14 protein-coding genes are annotated in these 13,945 nt (G+C 70.3%); 10 read left to right on the plus strand and 4 right to left on the minus strand.

Translation table 11 applies throughout. From position 1 onward, the window contains the following. Positions 1–13: 13 nt before the first annotated feature. The gene (locus ACQP2T_RS26480; RefSeq protein ID WP_433518733.1) at positions 14–355 is read right to left on the minus strand and encodes an indolepyruvate ferredoxin oxidoreductase subunit alpha; all 342 of its coding nucleotides are present in this window, start codon (positions 353–355) and stop codon (positions 14–16) included. Between the two features lie 33 nt (positions 356–388). Then, the gene (locus ACQP2T_RS26485; protein WP_433518734.1) at positions 389–1,360 is read right to left on the minus strand and encodes an NAD(P)/FAD-dependent oxidoreductase; all 972 of its coding nucleotides are present in this window, start codon (positions 1,358–1,360) and stop codon (positions 389–391) included. Positions 1,361–1,609: 249 nt separating this feature from the next. On the opposite strand from ACQP2T_RS26485, the gene ACQP2T_RS26490 reads away from it, so the two are divergent. From ACQP2T_RS26490 to ACQP2T_RS26530, 9 genes are all read left to right on the plus strand, one after another. Beyond that, positions 1,610–2,896, plus strand: a complete 1,287-nt coding sequence (locus tag ACQP2T_RS26490) for a Rieske 2Fe-2S domain-containing protein (RefSeq protein WP_433518735.1) — start codon at positions 1,610–1,612, stop codon at positions 2,894–2,896. Next, entirely contained in the window at positions 2,896–3,864 is a 969-nt protein-coding gene (locus ACQP2T_RS26495) for a hypothetical protein (RefSeq protein ID WP_433518736.1), read from the plus strand. Before ACQP2T_RS26490 ends, ACQP2T_RS26495 begins: the two co-directional genes overlap by 1 nt. After that, positions 3,861–5,174, plus strand: a complete 1,314-nt coding sequence (locus ACQP2T_RS26500) for a M20 family metallopeptidase (protein ID WP_433518737.1) — start codon at positions 3,861–3,863, stop codon at positions 5,172–5,174. The genes ACQP2T_RS26495 and ACQP2T_RS26500 overlap by 4 nt, the downstream gene beginning before the upstream one ends. A 10-nt stretch (positions 5,175–5,184) precedes the next feature. Next, a complete protein-coding gene (locus tag ACQP2T_RS26505; protein ID WP_433518738.1) occupies positions 5,185–6,042 on the plus strand; it encodes an alpha/beta fold hydrolase in 858 nt (285 codons plus the stop codon). A 2-nt stretch (positions 6,043–6,044) separates the two neighbouring features. Next, positions 6,045–6,179: a hypothetical protein gene (locus tag ACQP2T_RS26510; RefSeq protein ID WP_433518739.1), complete on the plus strand. Its 135-nt coding sequence runs from the start codon at positions 6,045–6,047 to the stop codon at positions 6,177–6,179. A gap of 8 nt (positions 6,180–6,187) precedes the next feature. After that, entirely contained in the window at positions 6,188–7,066 is an 879-nt protein-coding gene (locus tag ACQP2T_RS26515) for an alpha/beta fold hydrolase (protein WP_433518740.1), read from the plus strand. Then, entirely contained in the window at positions 7,066–8,022 is a 957-nt protein-coding gene (locus ACQP2T_RS26520; RefSeq protein ID WP_433518741.1) for a quinone oxidoreductase family protein, read from the plus strand. Before ACQP2T_RS26515 ends, ACQP2T_RS26520 begins: the two co-directional genes overlap by 1 nt. 180 nt (positions 8,023–8,202) lie before the next feature. Continuing rightward, complete coding sequence (locus ACQP2T_RS26525; protein ID WP_433518742.1) at positions 8,203–8,415, plus strand: DUF2933 domain-containing protein; 213 nt, start codon at positions 8,203–8,205, stop codon at positions 8,413–8,415. Continuing rightward, the gene (locus ACQP2T_RS26530; RefSeq protein ID WP_433518743.1) at positions 8,412–10,979 is read left to right on the plus strand and encodes a heavy metal translocating P-type ATPase; all 2,568 of its coding nucleotides are present in this window, start codon (positions 8,412–8,414) and stop codon (positions 10,977–10,979) included. The genes ACQP2T_RS26525 and ACQP2T_RS26530 overlap by 4 nt, the downstream gene beginning before the upstream one ends. A gap of 31 nt (positions 10,980–11,010) precedes the next feature. Here ACQP2T_RS26530 and ACQP2T_RS26535 read toward each other — a convergent pair whose 3' ends face one another. Together ACQP2T_RS26535 and ACQP2T_RS26540 are read right to left on the minus strand one after the other, a co-directional pair. Next, a complete protein-coding gene (locus tag ACQP2T_RS26535; protein ID WP_433518744.1) occupies positions 11,011–11,679 on the minus strand; it encodes a hypothetical protein in 669 nt (222 codons plus the stop codon). Between the two features lie 209 nt (positions 11,680–11,888). Then, positions 11,889–12,758, minus strand: a complete 870-nt coding sequence (locus ACQP2T_RS26540) for a universal stress protein (protein WP_433518745.1) — start codon at positions 12,756–12,758, stop codon at positions 11,889–11,891. 258 nt (positions 12,759–13,016) lie between these two features. On the opposite strand from ACQP2T_RS26540, the gene ACQP2T_RS26545 reads away from it, so the two are divergent. Further along, positions 13,017–13,472, plus strand: a complete 456-nt coding sequence (locus ACQP2T_RS26545; protein ID WP_433518746.1) for a hypothetical protein — start codon at positions 13,017–13,019, stop codon at positions 13,470–13,472. Positions 13,473–13,945: the final 473 nt, after the last annotated feature.

Genomic DNA, 13,945 nt, shown 5'->3' on the forward strand with positions numbered 1-13,945 from the left:
ACATCCGCGGTTTTCAGCCGTCGTAGCCGGTCACCAGCGCGGTGTCGGTGTTGAGGTCGCCGACCTTGCGGGCGCCTCCCGGGTTGCCGAGCGGTTCGTCGCGGCCGGGCAGTACCTCGGTGAAGAAGTCCTTGGCGTCCTGGAGGAAGAGCGTGCGCGTCTCGTCGCCGCGCGCCGTACGGTCGACGAAGATCGCCTCAACCGGGCACTCCGGCTCGCAGGCCCCGCAGTCGATGCACTCGGCGGCGTTGATGTAGCTCTTGCGGTCGCCGACGTAGATGCAGTCGACGGGGCACACGTCCACGCACGCGCGATCGTTGACGTCGATGCAGGCCGGGCCGATGACATAGCTCATGGATCTCTCCTGTCTTCTGGGTGGGGTACGGGGTCAGGCGGCGTCTGTGGAGTGGCCGGGGAAGAGGCCCAGTTCGGGGTCCAGTTCGACGGCGGCGTTGTTCACCGCGGTGGCCACCTCGCCGAAGCCCACCGACATCAGGCGGACCTTGCCCGCGTGCTCGGTGAGGTCGCCGGCCGCGTACACGCGGGGCAGGTTCGTTCGCATGCGCTGGTCCACCAGGACGGACCTGCCGCGCAGCTCCAGGCCCCAGTCCGCGAGCGGGCCGAGGTCGCTGATGAATCCGAGGGCCGCGATGACGGAGTCCGCGGGCAGGGCCCGGTCCCCCTCGCCTCGCGTACGCAAATGCGCCTTCTCGACCCGCTCGCCGCCCGACAGGGAGACCACCTGGCTGTCGATCACGATGCGCACCCCCGCGACCCGGGCGGCCTCGACGCCCGCGGCGTGCGCGCGGAACGCGGCCCGGCGATGCACCAGGGTCACCGACCTGGCCAGGGGCGCGAGGGCGAGCGACCAGTCGACCGCGCTGTCCCCGCCGCCCACGACGACGACATCGCGACCGGCGTGTTCCGACGGGTCCGGCACGAAGTACGTCAGCCCCCGGCCGAGCCATTCCTCACCGGCCGGCAGCGGGCGCGGGGTGAACGTCCCGATGCCCGAGGTGAGGATGACGGCCTGCGCGTGTACGGCCGTGCCGTCGGACAGCACCACCACGGGCCGCTCATTCTCGTCACGACGCAGCTCGACGGCCTGCCTGCCCAACAGGTAGACCGGGTCATAAGTCGCCGCCTGGGCCGTCAGCGCGTCCACCAGCGAGCGTCCGAGTATGCCGGGGATGCCGGCCACGTCCCGTACTTCCTTCTCCGGGTACAGCGCCGAAATCTGCCCGCCGACCTGAGGCAACGCGTCCACGACCACGGACCGCAAGCCGCGGAAGCCCGCGCAGTAGGCCCCGTAGAGGCCGGTCGGTCCCGCTCCGATGATCACGATGTCGGTCTGGATCATGCTGATTCCACCTGGGTCCTCCCGGTAGTCGCCTGTCAAGCCAGGGAAGCTACACACCCCGGCGACGGGAACTCGCAGGTCGCGGACCGCTGACCGGAACGCGGCTCGCTCAGTGGGACACGGTCCGCTGGGCGGGATGATCCGCTGGGCCGCCCGGCCGCGCCGGTGGTGAACTGCGTGTCGTGGCCGAGCGGCGCGTCTGAACGCCTCTACCGGCCACCCGACAAGCCATGGGAAGCGGAGGCGAGAATGAGTGCAGAGGCGGGTGCGCCGGCTGCGAGCGGGGGTGTCGCCAGACGCCGGCCGTCACGACGGGGCAAGCTGCCCGGACGCCAGGACTGGTCGAGCTGGCCCCACTACCAGGGTGCCGGCAGCGGGTTTCGCGGCTACTGGTATCCGGTGGCGTTCTCCTCGCACATCACGGGAAAGCCCAAGGCGATCACCCTGCTCGGCGAGCGCATCGTCGTCATCCGTGACGGCGGCAAAGCGTACGCGCTCAAGGACCGGTGCCCGCACCGGGGCGTGCCGCTGAGCTACGGCAACCAGCAGTTCCCCGGCACGATCTCGTGCGCGTACCACGGCTGGACCTTCGACCTGGAGACCGGCGATCTGAAGGCGGCGATCACCGACGGGCCGCAGTCGCCGATCTGCGGCAAGGTGACCCAGCCCACCTACGAGGTCGAGGAGCGCCTCGGCATGGTGTGGATCTTCGTGGGGGACGGCGAGGACGCGCCGCCCATCGACGACCAGCTCCCCGAGGAGCTGCGCGACAACCCCGCCGTGATCGGCGCGCGCATCCAGGCGCGCGAGGGGAACTGGCGCTTCGCCTGCGAGAACGGCTATGACGAGGGCCACGCGAAGTACCTGCACCGCACCGCGCTGTGGCGGCTGTTCAAGGCCATGCCGGTGTGGAACGAGACGCGGATCGAGCGCCGCGGCCGCTGGATCTACCGGGTGCAGGAGGCCCAGCACTGGGACGCCGACTTCCCAGGTCTCGGCCGGTGGAACAACCAGGCGTGGTTCAAGCTCAAGCCGCCGAAGCAGGTCGCCAACATCGGCAACACCGGCAGCCACCGCAAGGTGAACCCGGCCATCGCCGCCGAGGACTTCCCCGGCTTCGCCTCGGTGAGCATGCCGGGCGTGCTGCGCATCGTCTACCCGACCTTCATCCACTACGAGTTCTACGTGCCCGTCGACGCCGACAACCATCTCTATGTCGGCGCGATGGCCAACTTCGAGAAGGGCGTCAAGACGCTGCCCTTCTACGCCAAGTATCTCGGCGCCGTCCGCTGGCTCTTCCACGGCCAGTTCTCCGGCCAGGACAAATGGATGGTCGAGGTGACCGACGCGCCGCCGGAACGGCTCTATCGTCCCGACGACTCGCTCCTGCAGTGGCGCAAGCTCGCCGAGGACGTCACAGAGGAGCGCATCGAACGGCTGCGCGCCTCCGGGCTCGCCGTCGACGACCCCCGGCCGCCGAAACAGGACGCGCAGTCTCCGAAGCAGGACGTCCGGCCGCCGAAGCAGGCCGGCTGATGGCCAGGATCGTCCTGGGCGTGGGCGCGTCCCACTCCACGCTCATGAACACGCACTGGGACCAGGTCGAGCACAAAGACGACGCCGAACGCTTCCGCGACGCGCTCGGCACGGCCCGCGACGCCCTCGCCGAAGCCCGCCCCGACGTGGCGATCATCATCGGCTCGAACCACTTCCGGGGCTTCTGGCTGGACCTGATCCCCGCCTTCACCCTCGGGGTGGACCAGGTCGTCTCCTCCGGAGAGGCCGGGACGCCGTCCGGGCCCCAGCGCACCGACCCCGCCGTCGCCCAGGCCGTCGCCGAATCCCTGGTTTCGGCGGGCACCGAGGTGGCGATCTCGGCGAAGCTGCAGATCGACCACGGCCAGAGTCACGCGATCCAGTACCTCCTGCGTGACCTCGACGTGCCGGTGATCCCGCTGGTGGTCAACGTGTTCGCCACGCCGCTGCCGCTCATGCGGCGCTGCGTCGAGCTGGGGCGCAACATCGCCGCCGCGGTGGCGGCGCTGCCGGACGAGCTGCGGGTCGCCGTCATCGCCTCGGGCGGCCTGTCGCACCGGCTCCCATGGCCGAGCCGCTGGCAGGACCCCGAAGGAGAGGACGAGGAGTTCCTGGTCGAGGCCTGGCGCGAGGGCCGGGGCGACTGGCAGCGGTACGACGCGCGCAGGCGGCAGATCATCACCGCCGCCCGGCCGACCATCTTCCCGGAGTTCGACGAGGAGTTCCTCGCCGCGCTGGAGAAGGGCGAGCTGGCGCGGTACGCGGACCTGTCCACGGCGGAGATCGAGGCGGTGGCCGGCAACGGCGGCCAGGAACTGCGTACCTGGCTGACCATGGCGGCGGCACTGGGCTTCGCACCCGGCCGGAGGCTGGCCTACGCGCCGATGCCGGAATGGCTGACCGGCATGGGCGTCGCCGTCATCGAGCCCGCCGCCGTGCCTGCCGCCGAGCCCGCCCGATCAGCATGAACGGGGCCGAGCGCGAGCGGCTGGTGACCGAGGCCCTCGCCACGATCACCGAGGCCCGGCTGCGCAAGGCCGCGGTGGAGGTCACCTCCATCGCCAGCCCCACCGGAGGGGAGGAGCCGCTGGCCCGGCGGCTGGCCGAACGGCTCGCCGCCGCGGGCCTGGAGTCGCACCTGCAGCGCATCGACGACGGCCAGGCCAACGCGATCGGCCGGCTGAGGGGCGATGGTACGGGCGCCGACCTCATGCTGTACGCCCCGATCGACACCCTGACCACCGGCGACCCGGACGAGGACGTGCCGTGGATCGGCCCTGGGCTGCGGCCCGACATGCGGGCCGAGGCCCAGTGCGACGGCCCCTACGTCACCGGCCTCGGCGCGAGCAACCCCAAGGGCCACGCGGCCTGCGTCCTCCTCGTGGGCGAGGCCCTGGCCTCGGTGGGCGTACGGCCCGCCGGAGACCTGCTGGTCGCCTTCGGGGCGGGCGGCATGCCGACCAACGCCATCGACGGCACCGGCCGCCTGAACACCGGGCAGGGCGCCGGCTGCTCCTTCCTGCTCGAACGCGGCTGGCAGCCCGACTACGCCGTGATCGCCAAACCGGGCGACTTCGTCGCGCACGAAGAGGTCGGTCTGTGCTGGTTCGAGATCGTCGTACCGGGGATCCACACCTACGCCGGCAGCCGGCACCGCCTGCCGTACCAGAACCCGATCGTGACCGCCGCCAAGGTGGTGACGCGCCTGGAGGGGTGGCTGGCGGCCTATCCCGAGCGTCACCGCACCGCGACGGCCGCGCCCCAAGGGATCATCGGCTCGATCGCCGGCGGCTGGGAGCGCATGCCGGCGGTCACGTCCGCGGCCTGCCGCATCCGTCTCGACCTGCGGATCGCGCCCGGCACGCCGCCGCTGGCGGCCAAGCGGGAGCTGGCGGAGTACGTCCGCGGGCTGTCGGCCGAGCTGGGCGTGGCGCTGACGGTCGAGATGGTGCTGGCCATCCCGGGCACGCGCACACCGCCGGAGGACTGGGTCGTCCGCAGTGCCGTTCGCGCCTGGGAGAGCGTGGCCGGGCGCCCGCACGAGCCCATCGACGGCAACAGCGGCGCGACCGACGCCAACATCCTGCGGGCGCGGGGGATCCCGACCGCCCGGGTGGGCATGCCGAAGGTCGTCTCCAGCGAGTTCGACGTCGACTTCGCCCGTGGGATGAACACCGTCGACGTCAGAGCCATGCGCCGCCTGTGCGAGGTGCTCGTACGGGTGGCGGTCGACACCACCACGCGGACGCGCGCCGAGATGGACGAGACCAATGATTAAGGGAGGCGATATGGAACCCCCCACCGGTTCGTACGCCGACGCCGACGGCGTCAAATACCACTACCTCGACCTGGGCTCGGGGGCGGACACGATCTTCCTGCACGGCGGCGGCCCCGGCTGCACCGGATGGAGCGACTTCGGCCCGGTCGCGCCCCTGTTCGCCGCCGACCGCCGCTGCCTGATCGTCGACATCCTGCAGTACGGCAAGTCGGAGAAGTGCCTCATCACCGGCCCGATGTGGGACTTCCACGCGGCCAAGACCGTCGCACTCATGGACACGCTGGGTGTGGAGAAGGCCGACTTCGTCTGCAACTCCTGGGGCGGCACCATCGCGCTGTGCCTGGCCGCCCGCTACCCCGAAAGGGTGCGTTCCCTGGTCATCACCGGCAGCATGCCGGTGTTCTACGGCCCGCTCGCCCCCCTGCCCGAGGGCGGCCGCCGTGGCCGCAACGCGCGGGACGTCTACTACGGGGGCGAGGGGCCCACGCGGCAGAAGATGCGCGACCTCATCACCCGGCTGGAGTGGTACGACGGCGACCGGTTGCCCGAGGCCACCCTGGACCTGCGCTACGAGCAGAGCCTGGACCCCGGGGAGCGGGAGCTGGCCGCCATGTCGGACTCACCCCGCGGCGAATGGCAGGACCTCACCGCCGAACTGGGCCAGATCCAGGCGCCCGCGCTGTTCCTCTGGGGCATGCAGGACGCCTTCCTCACCCCCGACTATCCGCTCATGCTCGCCCGCATGGTGCCGCGCGGGAACCTGCACATCATGGACCACGCCTCGCACCACCTGCAGGAGGAACGACCGGGCGCCTACCACGCGGTGGTCACCGGGTTCCTGAACTCCCTCAAGGACCCATGGAGATGAGCATGTCCAGATCGACGAAGCTGCTGATCGCCGTGCCGGTCGTCGCACTGGCCGTGATCCTCGGCCGCCTGCTCGCGGCCCGCAGCAACACCCAGGTGCACCGCATCAACCAAGACAAGCCCGCCCTCGACCGCTGAAGGTGACGATGAGTATCTGGACCGAACTGAGCCCCCTGAGCCTGAGCGTCTCGTACGTGGACGCCGCAGGAGTGCCTACCCGCAGCCTCCGGGCCGGGTCGGGCGAGCCCGTGGTGTTCCTGCACGGGACCAGCGGCCACCTCGAGGCGTTCACCCGCAACCTGCCCGCGCACGCGGCGGACTACGAGTGCCACGCCATCGACATGCTGGGCCACGGCTACACGGGCAAGCCCGACTACGCCTATGAGATCCCGCGCTATGTCGATCACCTGCTGGCCTACTTCGACGCGGTGGGCATCGAGCGCGCCCACATCGTGGGGGAGTCGCTCGGCGGCTGGGTCGGCGGGCGTACCGCGATCGACCACCCCGACCGCGTGGCCAGCCTGCAACTGCTCTGCGCGGGCGGGACGGTGGCCAACCCCGAGGTCATGAAGCGGATCCGGACGAGCACCCGCGAGGCCGTGGTCAGCGATGACGTGGAGCTGACCCGCAAGCGGCTGCGGTTGCTGATGGCCGACCCGGCCGACGCCACCGAAGAGCTGGTGGAGGTGCGCCACGCCATCTACCACGAGCCCGAGTTCGTGAACAACCTCGACAATCTGCTATGCCTGCAGGACATGGACACCCGCCTGCGCAACATCCTTCGCCATGACGATCTGGCCAAGATCACCCAGCCCACGCTGATCGTCTGGGGCCGCAAGAACCCGTTCGGCGACGTGCCGGAGGCCACCGCCATGCACGAGGCCATCGCGGGCTCGGAGCTGGAGCTGTTCGAGGAGTGCGGCCACTGGCCGCAGCACGAGCAGGCCGCCCGCTACAACCCCCTCAGCCTGGCCTTCCTGGCCAAGAGCTCGGCGGCGGGCTTCTCCGGCAAGGGACGCGGCTGATGCGCGGGGCCCGCTTCCACGAGTGGGGCGCCCCGCCGATCGTGGAGGAGCTGCCCGAGCCCGTACGCAAGCCCGGGGAGGTGCTGGTCGAGGTACGGGCGGCGGCGCTGGGGCATCTGGACCTGACCGTCGCCGGCGGGTCCTTCGGCATGAAGCCCCCGCTTCCGTACGTGGGCGGCGTCGAGGCCGCCGGCGTGGTCCTGGAGTCCGACACCCTGGCTCCGGGTACGCAGGTGCTCCTTCGCGGTGGCGCGCTCGGCCTGCTGCGCGACGGCTGCTGGCGCGAACGCCTCAGCGTCTCTCCCAAGGCCGTCACCCCGCTGGCGTCGCCGCTGCCTCCGGAGGTCGCGGCGTCGTTCTTCGTACCGACAACCACGGCGTACGTCGCCCTGAACGACGTCGCCCGCCTGGAGCCGGGCGAGGAGGTCATCGTGACCGGCGCGGCCGGCGCGGTCGGCGCCATGGTGGCTCAGCAGGCCCGGCTGGCCGGAGCCACGGTGACCGGGGTGGTCGGCCGGGCCGGCCAGCTCGGCCAGGTGCCCGAGGGGATCCGCGGGGTGGTCACCGACGACGCCGAGGCGGTCGCGGAGCTGGCGGCGGCGCGCTCGGCGTCCCTGCTGGTCGACACGCTCGGGGGGAGCGCACTGGTCGAGCGCTCGCGCTGGGTCCGTCCCGGCGGCCGGGCCGTCGTGATCGGCTACGTGCTGGGGGCCTCCGTCACCGTCGATCTGCCGTCCTGGCTGCTCGACGATGTGGCGCTGCTTCCGGTGAACATGGTCCGGCACGAGCGGCGCGCTCGCGAGGTGGCCCCGGCGCTGATCGAGCGCCTGGCCGCGGGGGAGCTCAGCGTGGAGGTCGAGCGGTTCGACCTGTCCGAGATCGCGAAGGCCCTCGAACTGCTGCGCGAGGGCAGGTTGCGCGGCCGTGCCGTGGTCGAGTTCGGCGCGGGGGCTTAGCGCACTCCGTACTGATAGGGAGGAGGTCTCAGGGGTTCATCTACTACGGCCGGTAGCACTCCGTTGATGGGACTTTCGACCCCTATCATCAGGACGTTCTTCTATAGCACAGGCGAAGCCTCCGTCGCATGCTAGCGAGAGCATAGTAGAGAAGGACGACCACCTGCGGAGGTCATCACGATGAAGCAGCACCTGATCCTGGCGGCTGTCGCCGCCGTGGCCGTGATCGTGGCGCTCTGGGCCGGCGCCCCGGCGAGTACGGTCCTGTTCGTAGTCGCCTTGCTGGGCTGCCCGCTCATGATGCTGATGATGATGCGATCCATGAGCGGCCACGACGGCGACGCCCAGCATGACCGTCAGGGCGAGGATCACAAGAAGGCAGGGCAGTCGTGACCGCCACCGACTGGGTCGTGATCGGCGTCTCCCTGGCCTTGCTGGGTTTCCTCGGCTGGTACTTCTTCGGGCCGAGGAAGAGCAGCCTGGCCGAACTGCGTGACGGAGTACAGGAGATCGAGATCGTCGTGCGCGGCGGCTTCTCGCCGGACATCATCCGGGTACGGCAGGGCACCCCCACGCGGCTGACCTTCAACCGGAGGGAGAGCGGGGATTGCACCTCCCGGGTGGTGTTCGCCGATTTCGGGGTCAGCCGGGCGCTGCCCGCCTTTGCCAAGACCACGGTGGAGTTGCCGCCGGGCAGCGCGGGGGAGTACGGCTTCAGCTGCGGGATGAACATGGTGCACGGCCGCCTGATCGTCGAACCCGGCTCTGGCGACGGTCACGATGTCGCCGCGATCACCACACCTACGTTGGCCGAACCGCCTTCGCAGGATGTCGAGGCGACGGAGCGGCGTGCCGAGATCGCCGACCTGTCGCGCCGGGTCCTGGTCGGGGCTGTGCTGACCCTGCCTGTGGCGTTCACCGTCATGGCGCATGAGCTCTTCGGCGCGGGATGGATCCCGGAGTTCCTGCTCAACCACTGGGTGCAGCTCGCGCTGATCGCGCCGGTGATGTTCTATACGGGCTGGCCGATCCACCGCGTGGGCTGGCTCGCTCTGCGGCACCGCTCGGCGGACATGAACAGCCTGATCACGCTGGGTACGAGTGCCGCCTTCTGCTACAGCCTGCTGGCCACGGTCGCGCCAGGCTTGCTGCCGGAGGGGGTTCGTGACGTCTATTACGAGGCCGTCGGGGTCATCCTGACGCTGATCCTGCTCGGCCGTCTGCTGGAGGTGCGGGCCAAGGCAGGCACCGGCGAGGCCATCCGCAAGCTGATCGGCCTGCAGGCCAGGACCGCCCGGGTTCAGCGCGACGGTGCGGAGATCGAGATTCCCATCGCGGACGTCGTGCCGGGCGATGAGGTGGTCGTACGGCCGGGCGAGAAGGTTCCGGTCGACGGGGTCGTCGTGAAGGGGCGTTCGACGCTGGATGAGTCGATGGTGACCGGCGAGTCGATCCCGGTGGACAAGGGCCCGGGCGATGACGTGGTGGGCGCGACGGTCAACCAGACGGGATCGTTCACGTTCAGGGCCGAGAAAGTGGGCGCGGAAACGGCGCTGGCTCAGATCATCCGTCTCGTCCAGGCCGCCCAAGCATCCCGTGCGCCGATCCAGCGGCTGGCCGACCTGGTGTCCGGCTATTTCGTCCCGGCGGTCATCGCCATCGCGATCGTGACTTTCGCCGTGTGGTTCGTCGCCGGACCGGCTCCGGCGTTGACACTGGCATTGGTGGCGGCGGTAGCCGTACTGATCATCGCCTGTCCGTGCGCGCTCGGGCTGGCCACCCCGCTTTCGATCATGGTGGGCACCGGCAAGGGGGCTCAGTCCGGCATCCTGATCCGCGACGCCGAAGCCCTGGAAACCGCGTGCAAGCTCGACACGATCGTCCTGGACAAGACCGGCACCATCACTCGTGGCAAGCCGGCGCTCACGGACGTCGTTCCGTACGGTGACTGGGCGGCCGATGAGGTGCTACGCCTGGCCGCCTGTGCCGAACGTTCCTCCGAGCACCCCCTGGGCCAGGCCGTGGTCGAGGGCGCGACCGGGCGCGGACTGATCCTCACCGAGCCGTCGGAGTTCGAATCGGTCACCGGGCAGGGCATCGCGGCGACCGTCGAGGGGCGTCGTGTGCTGGTCGGCGGTAAGCGTCTGCTCGGCGACACCTCGGCGCTTGAGGAAGAGGCCGATCGCCTGGCCCGGGCGGGCCGTACCCCGATCATGGTCGCCGTGGACGAGGAGCCCGCTGGGGTGATCGCGGTGGCCGACACCGTCAAGGACGACTCTCGCCAGGCCGTCGCGGCTCTGCGGCGGCTGGGACTTCAGGTGGTGATGATCACTGGGGACAACCGGCGGACGGCCGAGGCCATCGCCCGCCAGGTCGGCATCACCCGGGTGCTGGCCGAGGTGTTGCCCGCGCACAAGTCTGCCGAGATCGCCCGCCTGCAGGGAGAAGGGGCGAGGGTCGGCATGGTCGGAGACGGCATCAACGACGCGCCCGCGCTGGCCCAGGCCGATGTCGGCTTCGCCATCGGCACCGGCACCGACGTGGCGATCGAGGCCTCCGACATCACGTTGATCTCCGGCGCGCTCGGCGGAGTGGTCACCGCGGTACGGCTGTCGCGGACCACGATGCGCAACATCCGACAGAACCTGTTCCTGGCGTTCGTCTACAACGTGGTCGGCATCCCGGTCGCGGCGGGGGTGCTCTACCCCTTCCTCGGTATTCGGCTCAGCCCGGTCTTCGCCGCCGCCGCGATGGCACTGTCGTCGCTGTCGGTGGTGGGCAATGCCAACCGGCTGCGCCGCTTTACCCCGCCGGCGTTGCCCCCGGCGCCGCCGGTCCCGCCCGATCAGCACGTCATCGTCGAAACGGGAGCCGAGTTCGCCGCCGTCACCGACCCGGTTTCGCGGGATGGTGGTCGATTCCAGGTCCAACCGAAAGACCGGCAACACCAGGCATGAGTCGATGACCTGAACGCGCGGCTCGGGTGGATCATGTGCCGCTCTCGCCGTGTCCGATCCGGACGATCATCGTGATCGCGGCCGGCACCAGCCACACCGTGAGCGCGGGGTAGAGTGCCGTGGCCAACCACCCTCCGGCCGCGAGCGGCCCACTGCCGGTGACGATGCTCGCCGACAACAGCGCGTGGGCGGCCGCGGCCAACGCTGCCAGCCACCCCAGCCACGAGGGGAAGGCGTGCGTGCGCAACGACACCATGGCGACCGCCGCCAGCATGACCGCCAGCGGGACGTTGGCCAGGATGAACACCGCGTCCATGATCGATATCAGGGCCGGTGGCACCTGGCCGCCATGCGGGGCGCCGGCCAGGCCGACCTGGAAGGCCTGTGCGAGGAGGTTCATCGCCGCTTGGGCGACAGCGGCGCCGAAGGCGAGCGTGGACAAGCGTTGCGTTCCGCCTTCCGCCCTGGCCAGGAAGGCACGCAGGCTGCCTGCGAACCACAGCAGAGCCGCGGCGCCGGCCGTGAACAACAGGCTCTGGGTCAGCTGGGCCTGGCCGTTGCGCAGGTAGAAGTCGGTGATCTCGTTGCCGGGGGCGTTTGGGCGTACGCCGCCCCGTTCGAAGATGAGGGCCGCAGCGCCGACGGCGACGCTGACCAGTCCGCTGGCGGCGCCCCACCGCTCCCATGTCGTATCGCCCACGTGTCAGCCTCCCCGCTCAGGTCAGGCGCTTGGTGGCGAAGGCGAAGATGCGTCGCTCGCCGTCAGCACTCCGCACCGCGACGTCGGGCACGTGCTTCGCCTCGCCCCCGCAGGATGAGCCGCAACGCCCGATCCGGCAAGAGGAGGGTGCCGCCGGGGCGGCATTGGCTCGGAGGGGGATGTCTATGGGGGCGGCGACACAGCGGACGTTATGCCGGAGCGGGAGCGTCCTTGGCGCGCACCACCGTCACCGTGCAACGCGCGTGGTGCAAGACGCCTCGGCTGACCGAGCCAAGAACGATCGATCCGACCGCGCTCCTGCCATGCGAGCCGACGACCAGCAGGTCGGCCCGGTCGCCGGCGGCGGCGAGCGCATTGACGGGGTGGGCACACCGGACGTCCACGATCACCTTGACCCGCGGGTATCTCTCCCGCCACGAGGCGAGTTGTTCCTCGGCGACGTGGTGCTGGGCCTCGCGCAACGCTTCGAAGTCGCAGGAGAAGCCGGCGGCCAGAGCGAACGGCAGCGCCCAGGCGTACACCGCCCGCAAGGTGCTTCCACGCAGTTCGGCCTGCCGGAAGGCATAGGCCAGAGCGGGCTCGCACGTAGGGGAGCCATCGAGGCCGACGACGATCTCACCGTGGGTCACAGCGGCCCTTGGCCGGACGACGACCACCGGAACCGGCACCTGGCCCGCGACGTTCATGCCGATCGAGCCGAGTACAGCCCCGGCGAAGCCACCCAGCCCTCTACTACCGACCACCAGTTCGGTCGCGTCGCCGGCCTGCTCGCGAAGGACAGCCGCCGGTGCTCCCGTCATCACTTCGGTGCTCACCTCGACGGTGGGCTGGCGTTCGCGCGCGATCTCCTCGGCTTGCGCCAGGGCTTTCCGCGCGTTCTCGATCAGCGCGTCGTCCCACTCAGGCGCGGGAATCTGCGGTACCTGGTACGGCCAGGTTTCCACCACACAGATGGTACGCAGCGGCACACGCATCCGAAAGGCGTCGTCGGCCGCCCACGCCACGGCGTCGAATCCGGGCACCGAACCATCGACACCCACCACGATCAGATCAGACATCGCACATTTCCCCTTTTCCATTTCAGCCCCTTGGCGGCTAACCGGGCAGGGCCAGAAGTCCCAAAACTTGGAGATGATCGGCGGGCCGGGAAACCAGCGGCCTAGCCACCGGAAGCCGCTCCGCGGAGCCGGCTTGACGGTGTCGGCAGCCGGCCCGTTGGGGCACTCCCTGGCAGACATTCGCCCATGCGGTGACCGGCTATTGGCCTTCTAAGGGGCATTACCCAAGGTGACGGGCATGACGCGGGGGAGATAGTGATGGCCCGGCTGGGCGACGTCCTGGCACGGTTCCGTCCCTTTGGTGTGCCCGGTGCCGCAGCCGCTCTTGGTGTCCCGGTCGATTACGCGGCTGACCAGGCCGAGGAGTTGGCCCCGGTCTTCTCGGCTCTAGCCGATGTCCAGGCCGACTGCATGAACGAGCGATGGCGCGCCCAGCGCCTGGCGGACCAGGCACAGGAAGGCGCCCGCGTCCGGGCTGCGGCGATCGTCTCGGCGGCCCGTGCGGAGGCGGAGGCGGAGCGCGTACGGTCGTCGGCGGCAGCCCGGCAGCGCGACGATCAGGCGAGTGCCGCCCTCCTGCGTGAGGCCGCGCTCGCCGCCGACGGTGTCCGCAGGCGTTCTGCCCGCACCGCACATCGAGTCGGTAAGGCGTGTCAGCCAGCAGAGCCCGCTACCCAGGAGGCGGTCATGACGGGTCCTCGGCCAGAGACCTGAGAGCCTGGCGGAAGCCCAGTGGGGGTGCTGGCAACTCTGCAGTGGCATCTGCGTGTCCTGGCCGGCTGGCTGCCCCTTGATGGAGGACAGCTGGTGCGCCTGTTGGCCCGCTGGTTCGAGCTCGCCAATGCGGACGAGTTGATGTGTCGACTCGCGGGAGGCGAGGCAGAACCCGAGTTCACTTTGGGGTCTGTCGGGACGGCCTGGTCGCGGTTGCGGTTGTGCGGGTCGCTCTCCGAGATCCGGGCGGTGCTGACCACATCTCCGTGGGGAGACCCGGGCGGCGGCAGCCGTCGCGAGATCCAGTTGGGCATGCGCCTGGCCTGGGCCGAGCGGATGGCTGAGACCGTCGTGCCAGCCAGGCCCTGGGCGCTGGGCGCGACCGCCCTGCTGATCGCGCAGACGCGCTTGGTGGAAGGCCGGCCATTGTCCGGTGGGGCACGGGCTCGCTGTCGGCTGCTCGTCGGAGACGG

It is taken from the genome of Nonomuraea sp. CA-143628 (genome assembly GCF_050942315.1).
Lineage (GTDB): Bacteria > Actinomycetota > Actinomycetes > Streptosporangiales > Streptosporangiaceae > Nonomuraea.